The following is an 18,804-nucleotide window of genomic DNA, read 5'->3' as shown; positions in this document are numbered from 1 at the left end:
TTAAAGATAAGTTTTTTCACTCAAATAAGTCTTAGTAATGCTTTTAAGTTGTAAATAGGTGTTTATACGTGTTTTTTAAAACCATAATTTTTTGTTAATTTGCAATGAATTTATTCCTTTTTAATGTGGTTTGTTTAGTCTGTCTTAGGTTTGTCAATTAGATGAATCGTATTTGAGGCTTAAACTATGTGGGAGTTTAAATTAAAAGTATGAGTTTATCCAAGTGGTTTCAATATATTACACCTAATTTTAAGTTCTATCGGGACGGTTTTTTTGAGTTTCCCTTTGTAGCAAACACACCTGAATTATTCATAGAATCAACAATAAAATCTCCAGGGAGTAAACATATTGCAAAAGAACAGTTAGTAGTAAGGAATAATCCTTTTATTAAAGGAGCTATGCGTTACCGTAAAATTGATGAAGGTTTATGGCTTACCATAACAAATGTAGAATTCAAACACGATAGCGTGATTAAATCAGTTTATGCTCCGGATATTCCTAGTGATCACTATTCAATAACCTTTACAGTTTTTGAGAGCGAAGTGCAATTGAATAATGTGTTTATTGATAAGATGCCTTTTCAGAATAAATTCTGGGCATTCAAAAAGCCAGGTGTTGATGTAGGTGCCTGTTTTTACAAAGGCTCTAAATGCTTGTTTTATATTTACTACGTAAGTCCTAGCTGGCTTCATGAAAATATTCCTTTAGATCAACTAGATACTAAGCTTCCTTTTAAAAAGTTTTTAGATTCTGACAAAGGCTTTGTTTCCTATCAAGACATTGTGCCCAACGCGGTGGAATTATCTCAAGAAATTTTAGATACTTTTAAAACGTTCAATACTGATATTTTAAACAAAACCATTTTGAAGGGTCAATCATTGCGAATATTAACTTCTTTTTTTAAGCATGTTTTTGCTGATAATCGGGATGATGATTATCAAGATAAAGGCGCTGTTGATTATAAAAAAATTGCAAAATGTGAATTGTTGATTACAACAAATTTATCCAAGCCTTTTATGGGTATTGATGCACTAGCCGAAAAACTCAACACCTCGACTTCAAAATTAAAAACCGACTTCAAATCAGTTTATGGAACCTCAATTTTGCAATATATTATTGATAAAAAAATGGAATTGGCTTTGCAATTACTTCAAAACTCTAATATGCAAGTAAAACAAATTGCCTTAGAAGTAGGTTATGATAGTCCTAGTAAATTTAGCGCTGCTTTTAAAAAAAGGCATGAAAAGCTTCCTTCTGATTTGCGCTTAGTGCAATAGTTTTTAAATAAACGATTGATTTTACAATTAGTTCAAAGAATTTTGCTGATTTTTTTTGAGTGTATTGTTATTGGCCAATGCAATATAGTGCTGTTGGTTATATTATATCGAACACTGTAGTGGTATAATAATATCAAAATTTTGACAAAGGTTACTCCAGCTAGGGGAATAGATGTTCTATAGAATTTAATTTTTTTTATTTTTAAGTATTTATAAATTAGTTACTTATATTTGTTTTAGTTTTAATATTTGTCCGAATGGGCTATCGATTTGTCCGAATGGGCTATTCGTTTAAGTTTTTTTTATAATAATTTTGCAGTTGTTACAAAGCCCTATTGTTTAATACTAAAAATAAATTATAAATAAAAACTACTTTTTTCAATGATTTCTTAAATCATTAATGGCTCTCGCCTAATAATCCTATATTTCAAATTATTTTAATTCAAGTGTTTAATATAAATTGTTACTGCTTTAAGATTATAAAAATTCTTATTGTAATTAGATTAAATGTTTTTTCAAGCTAGTTCCAATTTATAATGTCATCATAATTAATACTTATTCCATTAAATGACTGTTTTGTGGCTAAAAAAGCTTTTTTCAAGGCTATTTATTCTTGAAACTTTAAAATTACCTATAGGTTTGTTAATAAAATTTATGATGTTGAAACTGATTTTTGTCTAGAAAATCGAATAGGCATATATTATTATTATTTAAATACTTTAAACTAAATTATCTATTATGAAAAAAAATTACCTTTCCCTGATTATGGTGTTATGCTGCCTCTTTAGCATAACCCAAAAATCCTACGGGCAGTTGACTTTTGAATCAACTCCTATAACCACAGCTACAGTAGGAACTTCGTATACTTATTCTGCTTTTGCTTCAGATGGAACTATTAATGTTCCTACAATCACTTGTCCAACATTGCCAACTTGGATGAGTTTTGCTGCGGATGGCTCTACTTCAATGGTAACTTTTGGTCCATCTATCTTATCGCCTGGAGGTATTGCTGGAGATAGTGATGGTAATACGTATGTTGTAGAAAATCAAGGTACTAATAGGTATATTTATAAAATAGCGCCTGACGGAACTGCAAATACAACCTGGGCAGCTGTAGATGATGGTGCTATTTTTGCGATGAATGTTGATGCAGGGTATCTTTATGTTTCGTATTATAATAATAGTGTTACTGGAGGTAGTTCAATAAAGAAAATAAGTTTAGCAAATCCAGAATTAGGGCAAACACTAGTTTATCAACATGCTACACAGGGTTTGTTATCATTAGTTTTTAGAGGAGGATATATATATTGTGCTAATTGGAATTCTAGTTCTATTCTAAAAATTGATCCAGTTACTCAAACCTCTGTTGTTTTTGTATCTACTACAAACCCTTTTGGGTTGGGGTTTGACGATAGTGGTTTGCTATATATTGCAAATTACTCTGATAATACAATATCTACTTTTGATGGTACAAGTTTGAAAGTTGTGTTGAATGTTTCGAATCAACCAACTGATGTGAAAATTGATGTTAATGGAAATATCTATGTTTCATTTAATTCTTCAGGAGGGATAAAAAAATACAATAATACACTAACAACAGAGACTATTTTGGTACCTCAGGGTGATGATAATAAAATTTGGGGAATGAATTTGACACCTACTGGTTCATTGATATTTGGACTAAATTCCCAAAACAAAGTCGCTCGTCTAGGAACTGGTGCGGTACTTTCGGGTACTCCAGCATTATCAGATATTGGTATTCATAATGTGACTATAAGAGCGACCAACGGAGCTGAAACCGTAGATCAAAGTTTTGTTGTTACAGTAAAAGGACCACCAACAATAACTAATTTTTCTGCTGCAAATGGACTAGTAGGGACGGATATAACGCTTACAAATCCAACCTCTAACAGTGCTGGAGTTTTTACTTACAGTAGTTCTAATACGGCTGTTGCTACGGTTAGTGGAAATGTAGTGACGCCAATTGCTGACGGTACGACTACTATAACTGCTACCCAGGCTGCATCCGGTAATTATACGCAAGGTACTATTAGCGCTGTTTATACTATATCTAGTTGTACCGCTCCCGCTATTACAACGCAGCCAATAGCTAAAACGGTAAATTACGGAACTGATACCTCATTCTCAATTGCGGCTACAGGTACAGGTTTGTCTTACCAATGGAAAAAAAATAACGTTAACATTTCGGGAGCTATTGCTACTACATTATCTTTAACAAATGTTGTTACCGCTGATGCAGGATCTTACTCCTGTGTGGTTACGGGTACTTGTGGCACAGTTACTTCTAGTGCAGTTGATTTAAGTGTGAATCAGATACCAGTTACAGTTACTGCCGCTGCTAAAACCAAAGTTTACGGAACAACAGATCCAATTTTTAATTATACGGTATCGCCAAGTTTAGAAAGCGGAGATGATTTTACAGGAGTTTTGTCTAGAGTTGCCGATGAGGATGTAGCAACATACTCCATTACGCAAGGTACCTTGAATGCAGGGTCTAAGTATCAAATTACTTTTGTTGGTGCTAATTTTAGTATTACACCAAAAGCAATCAAAGTTACTGCCGCTGCTAAAACAAAAGTTTACGGAGAAACTGATGCTAGTTTGACGTATTCGGTTTTGCCAAGCTTAGAAAGCGGAGATGATTTTACAGGAGTTTTGTCTAGAGTTGCTGGTGAGGATGTAGCCACATATGCTATTACACAAGGTGCGTTGAGTGCAGGGTCTAATTATCAAATTACTTTTGTTGGTGCTAATTTTAGTATAACCAAAGCAGATCAAGCAATTAGTTGGAGCCAAACAGTAAGTTTAGGTTGCGATTCAGAGAATACTGTTGCTTTAACAGCTACAACTTCAAGTGGATTGCCAATAAGCTATACTTCCTCGAATACGGCTGTTGCAACAGTTTCGAATGGTATACTTTCTTTTAATAATGCTGGTTCAGCTACAATTACGGCTTCTCAAGCAGGTAATGTAAATTATAATGCAGCATTGGTTGTTACTAATGCAGTGGTTAAAAGCCAAACCAATTTAATTAGAAAACAATTTGACGATGTTATTTTCTTTGATAATAGTTCAAACAGTTTCAAATCGTATGCGTGGTACAAAAACGGAGTTTTGGTTGCAGGACAAACCGCTCAGTATTTTAAACAAAATGGTGCATTAAACGGTACTTATTATGTAATGGCAACTAAAATAGATGGAACAGTTGTGACTACATGTCCTTTGACTTTCTCTCCTTCAATTGTACAAGAATATTTAAATATTGTTCCTAATCCAGTTAAAGCTAATGATGCTTACCAATTGGTTACTAATGTAGATTTGGCTTCAATGCAAGGTGCGCGTGTTCTAGTTTACAACATTCTTGGAAGTTTAGTATCTGATCAAGTTGTTGATGCACAAGTAATCGAATTGAGAGCACCAGCAAATCAAGGTATTTACATAGTGAAAATGATCTTAACTAATGGTAAATTATTCTCAAAAAACCTTCTAGTTAGAAATTAAATAATTGAAGATTAATCTATCTTATTATTAAAATAGGAATAGATTAGTCTAATTTTAAAAAGACAAATATGAAATTTAATATAAAAAAATCTTTAGGTATTGCGATACTTTTGATCTCTCAAGGAGTTGTTGCGCAATTTTACGTAGGTGTACAATCAGGAATTGGAAACCTTCAGGGTGAGGTAAAAGGTACCGTATCAGGAGACCGATTGGGAGGTGCCGTGAAAGCAGGTTATATTTATGCATTGACAGATCATTTTGGTATTGGTTCTGGGATAGAGTTTTCACAATACAAGCAAGAAGTAAGCTTGTTAAATGAAAAAGCAGTTGTTTCTAATTATGAAGTAGACGCAATAGGTTCTGCTTTTATATATAATGTTACAACGAGTAATTATAAGGAAAAGCAAACGCTTCATGCTTTACAAATACCGCTTTTTGTGCAATTTAAAACAAACATCAATAAAGGTGTTGATTTCAATTTTAGAGCTGGAGCTAAATATTTTTTACCTGTAAGCTATAAAATAAAAGCGTCTGCGACTAGTGCAACAGGTTCTGCTTATTATCCAGATGTCAATTTAACTATTGATAATTTACCGGAATATGGTTTTGGAATGCAAGACAATTATACTGCATCGGGGGAGTACAATACAAAAGGAGTTATAATGAGTTCTTTTGAATTAGGATTCACATTTGATACTGGGGCAAAAAGTGCTATTTACGCAGCAATGTTTCTTGAGAATGGATATGGTTCAATATTGGATCAAGATAAAGACGAATCCTATATAGGTTATAATGCGACTACAGTTGCTGATAGAAAAGCAAACGGATTGTATAGTTCAGATAAAAATGTTAAAATCAACCCAGTAGCATTTGGGTTAACATTAGGTTGGAATTTTAAATAAAATTGTTTTTTAAATTAATTGTCAAAGGTCTTGAGTAATCAAGGCCTTTTCTTTTTTTATGATTTTGCCTATTGTTTGTAGCTTTAAAAAGAACTAAATTTGACATTCATTTTTCGAGAAATCGATAAATTATAAACTACTCAATTCTAGCTATGTACTTAATATTCGATACTGAAACTACAGGATTACCAAAACGATGGGATGCTCCCATTACAGATTCAGACAACTGGCCTCGTTGTATTCAAATTGCTTGGCAGCTGCATGATGAAATGGGAAAACTCATAGAGCATCAAGACTATTTAGTTAAGCCAGATGGTTTTAATATTCCTTATGATGCCGAGCGAATTCACGGAATATCGACTGAGTTAGCTGCAGCCGAGGGAATTGATCTTATTGAAGTTTTAGAGAAATTTAATGAAGCTTTAGATAAGGCTAAATATATAGTAGGTCAAAATCTAGGTTTTGATGTCAATATTATGGGAGCCGAGTTGCATCGTATGGGTGTAGATTCTCCTATGGCTACCATGCCCGTTCTCGATACTTGTACAGAAGTTACGGCTAAACTATTGCAATTACCAGGTGGTCGTGGTGGAAAGTTTAAATTACCAACATTAACGGAACTTCATCAATATTTATTTAATGTACCTTTTTCTGAAGCGCATAACGCAACTGCAGATGTTGAGGCAACTACACGTTGTTTTTTAGAGTTAATCAGGAGAGAGCGTTTTACAAAAGAAGAATTAGATGTTCCTGCTTCGTACTTTAAGGAATTTCAAGATAAAAATCCTAGAGAGGTTCAGCTCATTGGGTTAAAGCACATTAATTTAAAACAAGCATCTGATCGCATTCGTCAACAACTTGGAGAAACACAAGGTGGCGGAATCTCTAAAGGAGAACTTTTAGAGAATAAAAAAGTTTTGGCTGAAGCCAAGTTTGCCCATTTACACAACCATACCCAATTTTCGGTATTGCAATCCACTATTGGGATTGGTCCTTTGGTCTCGGCTACTGCCAAAAATGGTTTCCCAGCGATCGCAATGACGGATACAGCAAACATGATGGGGGCTTTCCATTTTGTGAGCGCGATTATGAATCATAATAAATCGGCTTCCGCCAAAAATAAAACATTGGCTGAAAGCGGAGAAGAACCTACCGAAACGGAAATTAAACCTATTGTAGGATGCGAGTTTAATATTTGTGAAAACCACTTAGACAAAACCAAAAAAGACAATGGGTATCAAGTGGTATTATTGGCTAAAAATAAAAAAGGCTATCATAATTTAGCCAAAATGGCTTCTATTGCCAATATCAACGGGTTTTATTATGTGCCTAGAATTGATAAAAAAATAGTAGAAAAGTACAAAGAGGACATCATGGTACTTTCTGGAAATTTATACGGAGAAATTCCAGGTAAGATTTTGAATTTAGGGGAGCACCAAGCCGAAGAAGCTTTAGTATGGTGGAAAGAACAATTTGGAGATGATTTTTATCTCGAAATCATGCGCCACAATCAAGAGGATGAAAATAGGGTAAACAAAACCTTAATTGAATTTGCTAAAAAGCATGAAGTAAAATTAATTGCTTCAAATAATACCTACTACTTAAATAAAGAGGATGCCAATGCGCATGATATTTTACTGTGTGTCAAAGACGGTGAAAAGCAAGCAACACCTATAGGTCGTGGTCGAGGTTATCGTTATGGTTTACCCAATCAAGAATATTATTACAAGTCAGGAGAAGAAATGAAAAAACTCTTCGCTGATTTGCCTGATGCAATTATCAATATTCAAGAAATTGTAGATAAGGTCGAAATTTATTCACTCTATCGAGATGTATTACTGCCTAAGTATGATATTCCGCAGGAATTTGTAAATCCAGAAGATGATGCTGATAATGGTGTAAGAGGGGAAAACGCTTATTTGCGACACCTAACGATGGAAGGTGCAAAGAAAAGGTATGGTGATATTACCGAATCAATTCAAGAACGTTTGGATTTTGAGTTATTAACGATTTCCAACTCTGGTTATCCGGGATATTTCTTGATTGTACAGGATTTTATTGCCAAAGCTCGGGAGATGGATGTTTCTGTAGGACCAGGTCGTGGATCGGCAGCGGGATCTGCGGTGGCCTATTGTTTAAAGATCACCAATATTGACCCCATTAAGTACGATTTGCTTTTTGAGCGTTTCTTAAATCCCGATCGTGTATCCATGCCCGATATTGATATTGACTTTGATGATGAGGGTCGTGGTCGCGTTATGGATTATGTAATCAAGAAGTATGGTGCCAATCAAGTAGCACAAATTATCACTTATGGTAAAATGGCGACTAAGTCGGCTATTCGAGATACGGCGCGTGTACTAGATCTACCATTGTTTGAAGCGGATAGAATTGCAAAATTAATTCCAGCGATGATGCCGTCTAAGTGGAATCTAGCGCGTTTTATTTCTGAAAAGGAAGAAGATGTCAAAAAAGCCTTGCGATCTGACGAATTCGATAATGTGAAAGAATTAATTGCTATTGCAAATTCGGATGAGCTGGCTGGAGAAACAATTCGACAAGCAAAAATTCTAGAAGGTTCCATGCGAAACACGGGTATTCATGCTTGTGGAGTGATTATCACGCCATCAGATATTACTAACTTCGTTCCTGTAACAACGGCCAAAGATTCTGATTTATATGTAACCCAGTTTGACAACTCCGTTGCTGAGAGTGCAGGTTTGTTGAAGATGGACTTCTTGGGTTTGAAAACCCTAACCTTGATTAAAGACACTGTTAAGTTGGTGAAGTATCGAAATAATATTGATTTAAATCCTGATGAGTTTCCTATTGATGATGTTAAAACATACGAATTATTCCAACGTGGAGAAACGGTTGGAATCTTTCAATATGAGTCGCCTGGAATGCAAAAATACATGAAGGACTTAAAGCCTACGGTATTTGGGGATTTAATTGCGATGAATGCTTTGTATCGACCAGGGCCGCTAGAATACATTCCGTCTTTCGTTCGAAGAAAAAACGGCGAAGAAGAAATAAAATACGATCTGGATGCCTGCGAAGAATATCTAGGGGAAACGTACGGAATTACTGTTTACCAAGAGCAGGTGATGCTTTTGTCTCAATCATTAGCCGATTTTACGAAAGGTGAAGCCGATGTACTGCGTAAAGCGATGGGTAAGAAGCAAAAAGAGGTTTTGGATAAAATGAAACCCAAGTTTGTCGAACAAGCATCAGCTAAGGGGCATGATGCAGTAGTTTTGGAGAAAATCTGGAAAGACTGGGAAGCCTTTGCAAGTTATGCCTTTAATAAATCGCACTCGACTTGCTATGCTTGGATTGCTTATCAAACGGCTTATTTAAAAGCGCATTTTCCTGCTGAATATATGGCTGCGGTACTTTCTAATAATATGAGTGATATCAAGCAGGTTACTTTTTTTATGGAAGAGTGCAAGCGCATGGGACTACAAGTTTTAGGGCCTGATGTGAACGAGTCGTATTATAAATTTACGGTAAATGATGATTATGCGGTACGTTTTGGTATGGGAGCCATCAAGGGTGTAGGGCAAGGAGCTGTAAATACCATTGTTGAAAATAGAAAAGATGGAAAATACAAGTCGGTTTTTGATTTAACCAAACGTATCGATTTGCGTGCAGCTAATAAAAAAGCATTAGAGAATTTGATACTTGCTGGAGGTTTTGACTCGTTTGAAGGAACATTGCGTTCGCAATATTTTCATGATGATGGGGACGGGATCACTTTCTATGAAAAAGCGATTAAATATGGGGCCAAGTTTCAAGAAAACGAAAACAGTTCTCAAGTAAGTTTGTTTGGCGAGTCAAGCGATGTTCAAATAGAAGAGCCTGTTGTGCCCCCTTGTGAGGATTGGAGTACTATGGAGAAATTAGCGAAGGAGAAAGAGGTTGTTGGGATTTATATTTCAGGACACCCTCTGGATGATTATAAGTTTGAAATGAAATATTTCTGTAATGCGAAGTTAGAAGCATTGAAAAGTTTGGACTTGCATGTGGGTAAAAATTTGACTTTTGGCGGAATCATTAATAATGTGCAACATCGCGTTGCTAAAAACGGAAAAGGTTGGGGGATATTCACGCTTGAAGGCTATGATGAGAGTTACGAGTTTAAGATTTTTGGAGAGGAATACTTAAAATTTAGGCATTTCTTTATCCAAAATAATTTTACTTTCATGAAGGTTTTAGTGAAAGAAGGTTGGGTAAATCAAGACACAGGTAAAAAGAGTGATCCTAGAATTCAATTTATGCTAGTGCAATATTTACAAGATGTATTAGATGATTTTGCAAAAAAGTTGGTTGTATTATTAAATATTAATGATTTGGATGCAGAATTCATTCATAGATTAAGCCATTTGTTTTTAGAAAATAAGGGAGATAATCAAGTTACATTTGAAGTAATGGAGCTTGAAAAGATTAAAAAACTGGTGGAAGATAAACCTATAGTTATTGAAAATGAAGAGGTTGAATTTGATGAAGATGTAGATTCAAGTGAAGTTGAAACTACTACGGCAGTTACAGTGACCGAAGTTGAGGAGATTAATGTGGTGACAAAATTAACAATGCCCAGTAGGCGTTTAAAAATAAAAATATCTAACGAACTTTTATTCGCTCTAGAAAAAATGCAGATTAATTTTAAATTAAATTAAAGCGTATTTGCTGTAAAGTAGATAAATGTTAAGTTTTAAAGCTAGAAAACGTTATAGTAGATTGTTTTATTAGCGGTTTTAATATGTTTTTTAAGTAAGTTACACTTGATTTTAACAGTTTTTTTAGACTAGAAATGTTAATTTTTATCGTGTAAAGTATTGATTTTGTTATGCGTGCATATTATTTTGTTTTTTTGTTCACATTTCTTTGTGAAAAATATGAAAGCATTATTTAAAATTATTTATGTTTGTAGTAACTCAATAAACTAAATGAACTTTTAGAAATAAGAAAAATTATGAAAAAGAACCTACTGATTTTAGGAATGATGGTTTGCTCAATGACAATGTTAGCGCAAACTAAAGATGATGCAAGTACTACTGCTGATAAAGGTTGGTATGTGAAGCTTGGAGGGTCATATTTTATACAAGCAACGGCTACTGAGTTTCCAAGTGTTAATGGTAGAGAACCATTAAGACAAGTATATACAGGTGGAGTTTTAGTATCAAAAGAAAGTGTAACTGGTTCTTTTGGAGAAGGATTTAGAACTGGTTTGACTGCAGGATATAGATTTAATACAAGAGTTGGTTTTGAAATGGGTGTGAACTACTATACTAGTAAACAAAAGACTATGGTTGAAACTATTGTTGATGATGTTAAAATGTTAGATATAAAAGGTCAGGTTACAGCATTTGATGTTGCTCCTGCATTAGTATTGTTTTTAGGAGAACATAAAGGTTTTGAACCTTATACAAAAGTAGGTGTAATTGTTCCTGTTCACGGACAATTGGATTTAAAAACAAATGCAGTGACATCTGTTGGTCCATTATATCGTGAAGATGTGATTAAGCCAGAACCAACTGTTGGATTTTTAGCTTCGCTAGGTACAACGTATAAATTAGGAAAAAATATTTCAGCATTTGCAGAAATCGAATACCGTAATTTCACTGTACATGGTAAAAATAAAGAAGTGACAAATTATACTCTTAACGGAGCTGATGGTTTTGCATTACCTGTTGGGCATCCATTACATCTGTCAAATTCTGAAATCAATATTAATTATGGTAGTAATTTAAATAGTACTTCTAATAATAAAGCAACTAATTCTGCTGGTTATGATGAAGATAAAGCAGGAGATGATTTAAGCTCTTATATCAGTATCAGTGGGGTTGGGTTAACTGTAGGTTTAAAATACAGTCTATAATCTCTATTACGATAAATTATTAAGGCCTTCTGAAAAGAAGGTCTTTTTTTTTTTGGAGTAAATTTTAGAATACTACGAAAATTATATTCCTGAAGGTAATACATTTTTTTGCTATTTTTTTTCAATAAGCTTCGGGGGTAAGAAATAGTGGCTTTAATTTGTTAATTAGAGTTGTTTTGGTTTTTAATAGTTATTTACGATACATTTATAATCAAAACTAATTCATGTATAGTGTGCAAGTTGGTTTTATTTTCTAAATTTGTAATCTAGTTTTATACTTTGATAAAACGCTTAACATTAAATAAAGATATTATGGCATTAGCAATAACAGATGCTACTTTTGAAGAAGTAGTTTTGAAATCAGACAAACCAGTAATGGTGGATTTTTGGGCAGCATGGTGTGGGCCTTGTAGAATGGTAGGACCAATCATCGACGAATTAAGTACTGAATATGACGGTAAAGTTGTAGTTGGTAAAGTTGATGTTGATGCAAATCAAGAATTTGCTGCAAAATACGGAGTGAGAAACATTCCAACAGTATTGGTTTTTCATAACGGTGAAGTTGTAGGTAAGCAAGTAGGAGTAGCTCCTAAGCAAACTTACGCAGATAGTTTAGACGCTTTGTTGTAATCGTAAGATTACGGTTTATATGGAAAAAAGGTTTGGCGTAAGTCAAGCCTTTTTTTTGGTTTAAGCTGAATTTATTTCAGCTTCTCTTGTTTTTTATATCAGTTGAATCTTTTAATTGATTGAATCTTTTAATAACTTTGAAAGATGAAGATTGAATCACAAAAAGAAAAAATTTCGAGTTTTCAACACCTGCAATTATTGGCAAGCCAAGTTGTTGAAGGTTTTGTGTCAGGGATGCATAAGAGTCCGTTTCATGGATTCTCGGCAGAATTTGCTGAACATAAAGTTTATAATATAGGCGAGAGTACGCGGCATATCGATTGGAAGCTTTTTGCAAAAACGGATCGTTTATATTCAAAGCGCTTTGAAGAGGAAACTAACCTGCGTTGCCATCTTATTATAGACAACTCTTCATCGATGCATTATCCTAAGCTTAAATCTAGTCAGTCGTTTTATGAAAGTAAAATAGGTTTCTCGGTATTGGCATCTGCGGTATTGATGAATTTGTTAAAAAAGCAACGAGATGCTGTTGGTTTAAGTGTTTTTTCGGATACGTATGAATACTATGCACCCGAAAAAGGTAGTGATAGGCATCATAGTATGTTGCTTAATACTCTTGAAAATGTTCTCAATCAAGTAAAAGAAAAAAAGAATACTGATACTATAACGTATTTGCATCAAATTGCCCAGAAGATTCATAGGCGCTCTATGATTATCCTTTTTACAGATATGTTTCACTCTGGGAATGAAGAGGCTCTTTTTGCGGCTCTTCAGCATTTAAAACACAATAAGCATAAAGTAGTCTTGTTTCATGTGATAGATAACGAAACCGAACTTAATTTTGATTTTGGTAATGTGCCTAAGAAGTTTATTGATGTTGAAACTGGCGAGGAGGTAGCTCTTTTTGCAGATAATGTAAAAGAAGTTTATGAACAAGAGGTTGCTGATTACTTCAAGAAGCTTTCGTTGAGTTGTGCTCAAAACCAAATTAAGTATGTTCCGGTAGCAGTAGGTGAAAATTTTGAACAAATTTTATTGACATATCTAGCTGAAAAACAAAACTTTGGTTGAATTGAAAAAGAAAATTTAAATATTTTTATGAAAAACATTTGCGTAACTCGAATTCTGTTGTATCTTTGCAACCGCAATAACGCTGAGGTCTGGTAGTTCAGTTGGTTAGAATACCTGCCTGTCACGCAGGGGGTCGCGGGTTCGAGTCCCGTCCAGACCGCATATCGGGGAAGCCTTTCTAATTAGAAAGGCTTTTTTGTCCCCAAAAGGTTTTTAAGATTAGTTGTGTTGTTTGGTCGAGTTAGAAGTAACAAGACCGGGTTTAGTAGTTAGACCAATGAAAAGCTTTCCACTTTATTGTGGATGGCTTTTTTGATTTAAAGGTACTTTGATTTTAATTGTTTTGTGATTATCTTGGATCAATACATATTGTTGTGGGGAAATATTTAAATAAGGATATTTGTATTTTAAAATCTTATCCCAATGCAAGAATCTTTTAATGAGATCCTAAAATTATTACTACCTGAGATAATAATAAACTATTTTGAACTTACTTCTTATAAAAAGGAAAATGTAGCTCTCCATCTTTATCTAAAAGAGATTAATTCACTACCAAAAGAATATCTTCAAAACAAATTAAGTTCAAAAGGATTCTTTGATGAAATAACAGTCCAGGATTTCCCTATCCGTGGTTTTAAAGTATATCTTCATATCACTCGTAGAAGATGGCTTAATGAAGACACAAGTAAAATTGTTTTCAGAGATTGGAATTTAGTAGCAGACGGAACTCGTGTAACACAGGAGTTTGCGTCTTTTTTAAAAGAGATCAATAGATTCTAGCCCAAATGATTGTAATACTATTGCTTCTTTCTATGGAGTTTCAGGTAGAAACCTCCAGTGTCAATACAAAGACTTTTTAAGTGATTTTAAAGCTTGGGATCAAATAAAACATTCAGAAGAATGGCTTATTTTTCCGCAAAACATTGGAATGAATCTATCAATAGATGAAACGTCTCTTTCAAATGGCGAGCTCTATACTATTTTGACTAACAAATGGATCATAACGAAAACCTGTGGGGAAGTAAAAATTAGGCATATATATTTGTTAGCCTAAAAAGGAAGAACTCGATGTTTCTTACTCCTCTAAATTGAGACCTAAAAGCTTTTATCTTTGCGTTAAAAGATTCTGCAGACGCATTTGTACTTCTGTTATCAAAGTAGTTTAGTATTGTTTGATAATGATTCTGTATCGTTCTAGATATTGTATTAAAGGATTTAAATTCTGCTTGATTTACTTTTTCATGCCATTTAGCTAATCTGGTTAGTGCGTATATTTTATCAGTTGTGTTTTCAAAAACATTTCGTAAATCTTGAGCTAATCCGTACGCTTTTTCAATATCGGGGTATAATTCGAATAGCAATTTGGCTCTTTCCGTTTGTTTTTCTGACCATTTTGATTTGTTTTTATACAAGATGTATCGACTTCGGGCTAGTAATTGCTTAATGGTATCTCCATTTGATAAAATTGTAGGTTCGAATTTTTTCTTGTTTTTCTTAGCTTTTTCTATAGCCTCGTTTTCGTGGTCTATTGCTTGCCAACGGTATTTTATTCTTATTTCTTGTAAAGCCTCTGTAGCTAGTTTTTGTACATGAAATCTATCAGTAACTCGTGTTGCATTTGGGAAGCATTTCTTGGCGATTAGACCCATATTTCCTGCCATATCTAAAGTGATTTCAGTGACTAAATTTCGTCGCTTAATTGGGATTTTTTCAATGATTGAAATTACTGTTTCAGCTTTAGTGCCAGCAATCATAGCTACTATAGCTCCTTTTCTTCCTTTTGCAGTTTTGTTTGTCAAAATAGTATAGAGTTCACCATTGGATAGTGAAGTTTCGTCTATAGACAAACGTTTGCCAATATTTTGGGCAAATAGAAGCCATTGTTTAGCATGTGGTTTTTGATCCCAAATTTTAAAATTACTTAAAAAATCCTTGTATTGATGTTGTAGATTTTTTCCTTTAACTCCATAAAAAGAGGCTATGGCATTACAGTCATTAGCCTTGGAATCTATTGATCTCTTTTAAAAAAGACGCAAACTCTTGTGTTACTCGAGTTCCGTCTGCTACTAAATTCCAATCTCTAAATACAACTTTACTAGTGTCTTCATTAAGCCATCTTCTGCGTGTGATATGAAGATAAACCTGATGTCCTCGAATGGGAAAATCTTGAACTGTTATTTCATCAAAGAATCCCTTGGAACTTAGTTTCTCATTACGATATTCTTTAGGGGGGGGATTAATCTCTTTTAAGTATAAATGCAAAACTTCATCTGCTTTCTTGTATGAGGTTAACTCAAAATAGTCAACAATAATTTCGGGTAGTAATAATTTGAGAAGTTCGGTAAAAGAATCTTGCATTTGTATCTTATTTTTAAAAACACAAATATCCCTTTTTTAATATTTCCCCACAACTTTTAGACTTGATCCTAACAAATCTGGAAAAGGAAGAAAAGGAACTATTGTAGCTATGATTGCAGGAACTAAAGCCGATACAGTTATTGCAGTTATAGAAAAAATTGCTCTTAAACAACGAAATCAAGTTAAAGAAATAACTTTAGACATGGCGGGAAATATGAATTTGATTGCCAAAAAATGCTTTCCTAATGCAACTCGTGTTACAGATCGATTTCATGTTCAAAAACTAGCTATAGAGGCTTTACAGGAAATCAGGATTAAATATCGTTGGGAAGCTATTGATCAAGAAAATAATGCTATTGAAAAAGCAAAAAAAAGCAAATCAAATTTCGAATCTCAAATACTTTCAAATGGAGATACACTTAAGCAATTACTCGCTAGAAGTCGTTATTTTCTATACAAAAACAAATCAAGATGGACGCAAAACCAAACGCAACGTGCCACTTTATTGTTTAAATTATATCCAGACATTTTAAAAGCATACGATTTAACACAAGACTTACGTACTATCTTTGACAAAATAACTGACAAAATCATTGGGTTTGCAAAACTAGCCAAATGGCATGAAAAAGTAGATCAGTCCGGATTCAAATCTTTCGGAACAATCTCTCGTACAATTACAAATCATTATCAGACAATATTAAATTATTTTGACAACAGAAGTACCAATGCTTCTGCAGAATCATTCAATGCCAAAATAAAAGCCTTCAGATCAAAATTTAGAGGTGTTAGAAATATAGGATACTTCCTGTTTAGGCTAACTAATATATATGCTTAATTTATTCCTCTCCACAGGTTTTCGTTATGATCCATTATCTTGTCACAAGTGCTCATTTCTTATTAGAGCATTGTTGTTTTTAATTTTCATTTGTTTTAATCGTATAGTAATAGTGGTTCTTGAAATTTGGTTTAGGAGCTATTTCCTGCTATTCGCTACAATCTCTTGAGTTCTCTCGATTATCATCTCGAGGACTCAAGAGGATTTTCACTGCTATCAGGGCTAGGGAGTGCTGTTTTATTAATGAGTTGTAGAATATGCTGAATGTATCATACATATATAATGTAAAGGATATAGAAACTTGAGTTACCTTTTGAAGTGTATGTTAATGAATAGTATTTATGTCGTATGTGATCTTTAAGATTGTCATAATGCTAATTTGGACTTCTATTTTTTGAATTTTCATTTCGAATTTGAATTCTATTCAAGTGAAAACACTTACAAATAGCAAAACAGCTTGTTTTTAAGTAAGCTCAAACCCTACATTTATAGTGTTTTAAAGATTGGGTTGTAAATAAAAGTAATAATAGTGAATTTCATGTATTGTTTAACGGAAAAGAGTCAGTACTTTTGCACCCGCAACAGCGAATAAGTTCTTTACATTATGGCAAGCAAAACGGAATAAGTTGAAAATTTATTTTCAGATTATTTTAAAAAAAGCTTGTGAGAAATAAAAGAGTTTATTACTTTTGCACCCGATTCGGGAAACATGTTTAACATGCAAACGAGGTTGAAAAAAAGATAAGAACACGTTCCTAGACATATTGAATTGACAGCCGTTTTAACAGAGATGTTAGAACAAAAGAATAAGAGTAATAGAATAGATAGATTAGAGTATAACCAATAGATCTTCAGTCAAAAATAAATAGCTTAGTAATAAGCAAATAATATACGATGAAGAGTTTGATCCTGGCTCAGGATGAACGCTAGCGGCAGGCTTAACACATGCAAGTCGAGGGGTAGTTATCTTCGGATAATGAGACCGGCGCACGGGTGCGTAACGCGTATGCAATCTACCTTTCACAGAGGGATAGCCCAGAGAAATTTGGATTAATACCTCATAGTATAGTAGTCTCGCATGAGATTACTATTAAAGATTTATCGGTGAAAGATGAGCATGCGTCCCATTAGTTAGTTGGTAAGGTAACGGCTTACCAAGACTACGATGGGTAGGGGTCCTGAGAGGGAGATCCCCCACACTGGTACTGAGACACGGACCAGACTCCTACGGGAGGCAGCAGTGAGGAATATTGGACAATGGGCGCAAGCCTGATCCAGCCATGCCGCGTGCAGGATGACGGTCCTATGGATTGTAAACTGCTTTTATACAGGAAGAAACACTGGTTCGTGAACCAGCTTGACGGTACTGTAAGAATAAGGATCGGCTAACTCCGTGCCAGCAGCCGCGGTAATACGGAGGATCCAAGCGTTATCCGGAATCATTGGGTTTAAAGGGTCCGTAGGCGGTCAGATAAGTCAGTGGTGAAAGCCCATCGCTCAACGGTGGAACGGCCATTGATACTGTCTGACTTGAATTATTAGGAAGTAACTAGAATATGTAGTGTAGCGGTGAAATGCTTAGAGATTACATGGAATACCAATTGCGAAGGCAGGTTACTACTAATATATTGACGCTGATGGACGAAAGCGTGGGTAGCGAACAGGATTAGATACCCTGGTAGTCCACGCCGTAAACGATGGATACTAGCTGTTGGGAGCAATCTCAGTGGCTAAGCGAAAGTGATAAGTATCCCACCTGGGGAGTACGAACGCAAGTTTGAAACTCAAAGGAATTGACGGGGGCCCGCACAAGCGGTGGAGCATGTGGTTTAATTCGATGATACGCGAGGAACCTTACCAAGGCTTAAATGTAGATTGACCGGTTTGGAAACAGACTTTTCGCAAGACAATTTACAAGGTGCTGCATGGTTGTCGTCAGCTCGTGCCGTGAGGTGTCAGGTTAAGTCCTATAACGAGCGCAACCCCTGTTGTTAGTTGCCAGCGAGTCATGTCGGGAACTCTAACAAGACTGCCAGTGTAAACTGTGAGGAAGGTGGGGATGACGTCAAATCATCACGGCCCTTACGCCTTGGGCTACACACGTGCTACAATGGACGGTACAGAGAGCAGCCACTGGGCAACCAGGAGCGAATCTACAAAACCGTTCTCAGTTCGGATCGGAGTCTGCAACTCGACTCCGTGAAGCTGGAATCGCTAGTAATCGGATATCAGCCATGATCCGGTGAATACGTTCCCGGGCCTTGTACACACCGCCCGTCAAGCCATGGAAGCTGGGGGTGCCTGAAGTCGGTGACCGCAAGGAGCTGC

10 protein-coding genes, 1 tRNA gene, 1 rRNA gene and 1 pseudogene (1 of these 13 only partly in view) are annotated in these 18,804 nt (G+C 35.0%); 11 read left to right on the top strand and 2 right to left on the bottom strand.

Going from position 1 to position 18,804, the window contains the following annotated elements; translation table 11 throughout:
• Nucleotides 1-209 precede the first annotated feature (209 nt).
• From ACVEGE_RS05580 to ACVEGE_RS05540, 9 genes are all read left to right on the top strand, one after another.
• Nucleotides 210-1,277, top strand: a complete 1,068-nt coding sequence (locus tag ACVEGE_RS05580) for a helix-turn-helix domain-containing protein (RefSeq protein WP_192499742.1) — start codon at nucleotides 210-212, stop codon at nucleotides 1,275-1,277.
• Nucleotides 1,278-2,015: 738 nt separating this feature from the next.
• A complete protein-coding gene (locus ACVEGE_RS05575; RefSeq protein WP_192499743.1) occupies nucleotides 2,016-4,799 on the top strand; it encodes an MBG domain-containing protein in 2,784 nt (927 codons plus the stop codon).
• A gap of 68 nt (nucleotides 4,800-4,867) precedes the next feature.
• Nucleotides 4,868-5,701, top strand: coding sequence for a porin family protein (locus ACVEGE_RS05570; protein ID WP_192499744.1), 834 nt, complete (start codon nucleotides 4,868-4,870; stop codon nucleotides 5,699-5,701).
• A 152-nt stretch (nucleotides 5,702-5,853) separates the two neighbouring features.
• Nucleotides 5,854-10,380: a DNA polymerase III subunit alpha gene (gene dnaE, locus ACVEGE_RS05565; protein ID WP_192499745.1), complete on the top strand. Its 4,527-nt coding sequence runs from the start codon at nucleotides 5,854-5,856 to the stop codon at nucleotides 10,378-10,380.
• Between the two features lie 296 nt (nucleotides 10,381-10,676).
• Entirely contained in the window at nucleotides 10,677-11,582 is a 906-nt protein-coding gene (locus ACVEGE_RS05560) for an outer membrane beta-barrel protein (protein WP_192499746.1), read from the top strand.
• Between the two features lie 312 nt (nucleotides 11,583-11,894).
• Nucleotides 11,895-12,212, top strand: a complete 318-nt coding sequence (gene trxA / locus ACVEGE_RS05555) for a thioredoxin (RefSeq protein WP_026708908.1) — start codon at nucleotides 11,895-11,897, stop codon at nucleotides 12,210-12,212.
• Between the two features lie 144 nt (nucleotides 12,213-12,356).
• A complete protein-coding gene (locus tag ACVEGE_RS05550) occupies nucleotides 12,357-13,283 on the top strand; it encodes a DUF58 domain-containing protein (RefSeq protein ID WP_192499747.1) in 927 nt (308 codons plus the stop codon).
• A gap of 86 nt (nucleotides 13,284-13,369) precedes the next feature.
• A tRNA-Asp gene (locus ACVEGE_RS05545) sits at nucleotides 13,370-13,443 on the top strand.
• A 263-nt stretch (nucleotides 13,444-13,706) separates the two neighbouring features.
• Entirely contained in the window at nucleotides 13,707-14,063 is a 357-nt protein-coding gene (locus tag ACVEGE_RS05540) for an ISAon1 family transposase N-terminal region protein (protein WP_192499748.1), read from the top strand.
• 248 nt (nucleotides 14,064-14,311) lie between these two features.
• Here the strand turns inward: ACVEGE_RS05540 and ACVEGE_RS05535 are convergent, their stop codons facing one another.
• Both ACVEGE_RS05535 and ACVEGE_RS05530 read right to left on the bottom strand, forming a co-directional pair.
• Entirely contained in the window at nucleotides 14,312-15,265 is a 954-nt protein-coding gene (locus tag ACVEGE_RS05535) for an ISAon1 family transposase (RefSeq protein ID WP_370567000.1), read from the bottom strand.
• A gap of 13 nt (nucleotides 15,266-15,278) precedes the next feature.
• Nucleotides 15,279-15,641, bottom strand: coding sequence for an ISAon1 family transposase N-terminal region protein (locus tag ACVEGE_RS05530; protein ID WP_458008627.1), 363 nt, complete (start codon nucleotides 15,639-15,641; stop codon nucleotides 15,279-15,281).
• A gap of 82 nt (nucleotides 15,642-15,723) precedes the next feature.
• Here ACVEGE_RS05530 and ACVEGE_RS05525 point away from each other — a divergent pair.
• Together ACVEGE_RS05525 and ACVEGE_RS05520 are read left to right on the top strand one after the other, a co-directional pair.
• Nucleotides 15,724-16,476, top strand: a pseudogene (locus ACVEGE_RS05525) (ISAon1 family transposase); the annotation flags it as partial.
• Between the two features lie 891 nt (nucleotides 16,477-17,367).
• A 16S ribosomal RNA gene (locus ACVEGE_RS05520) occupies nucleotides 17,368-18,804 on the top strand (it continues 77 nt past the right edge of the window).

Source organism: Flavobacterium sp. PL002 (assembly GCF_054165825.1).
Note: the sequence above shows the minus strand (reverse complement) of the source record. Positions and strands in the feature narration are given on the sequence as shown.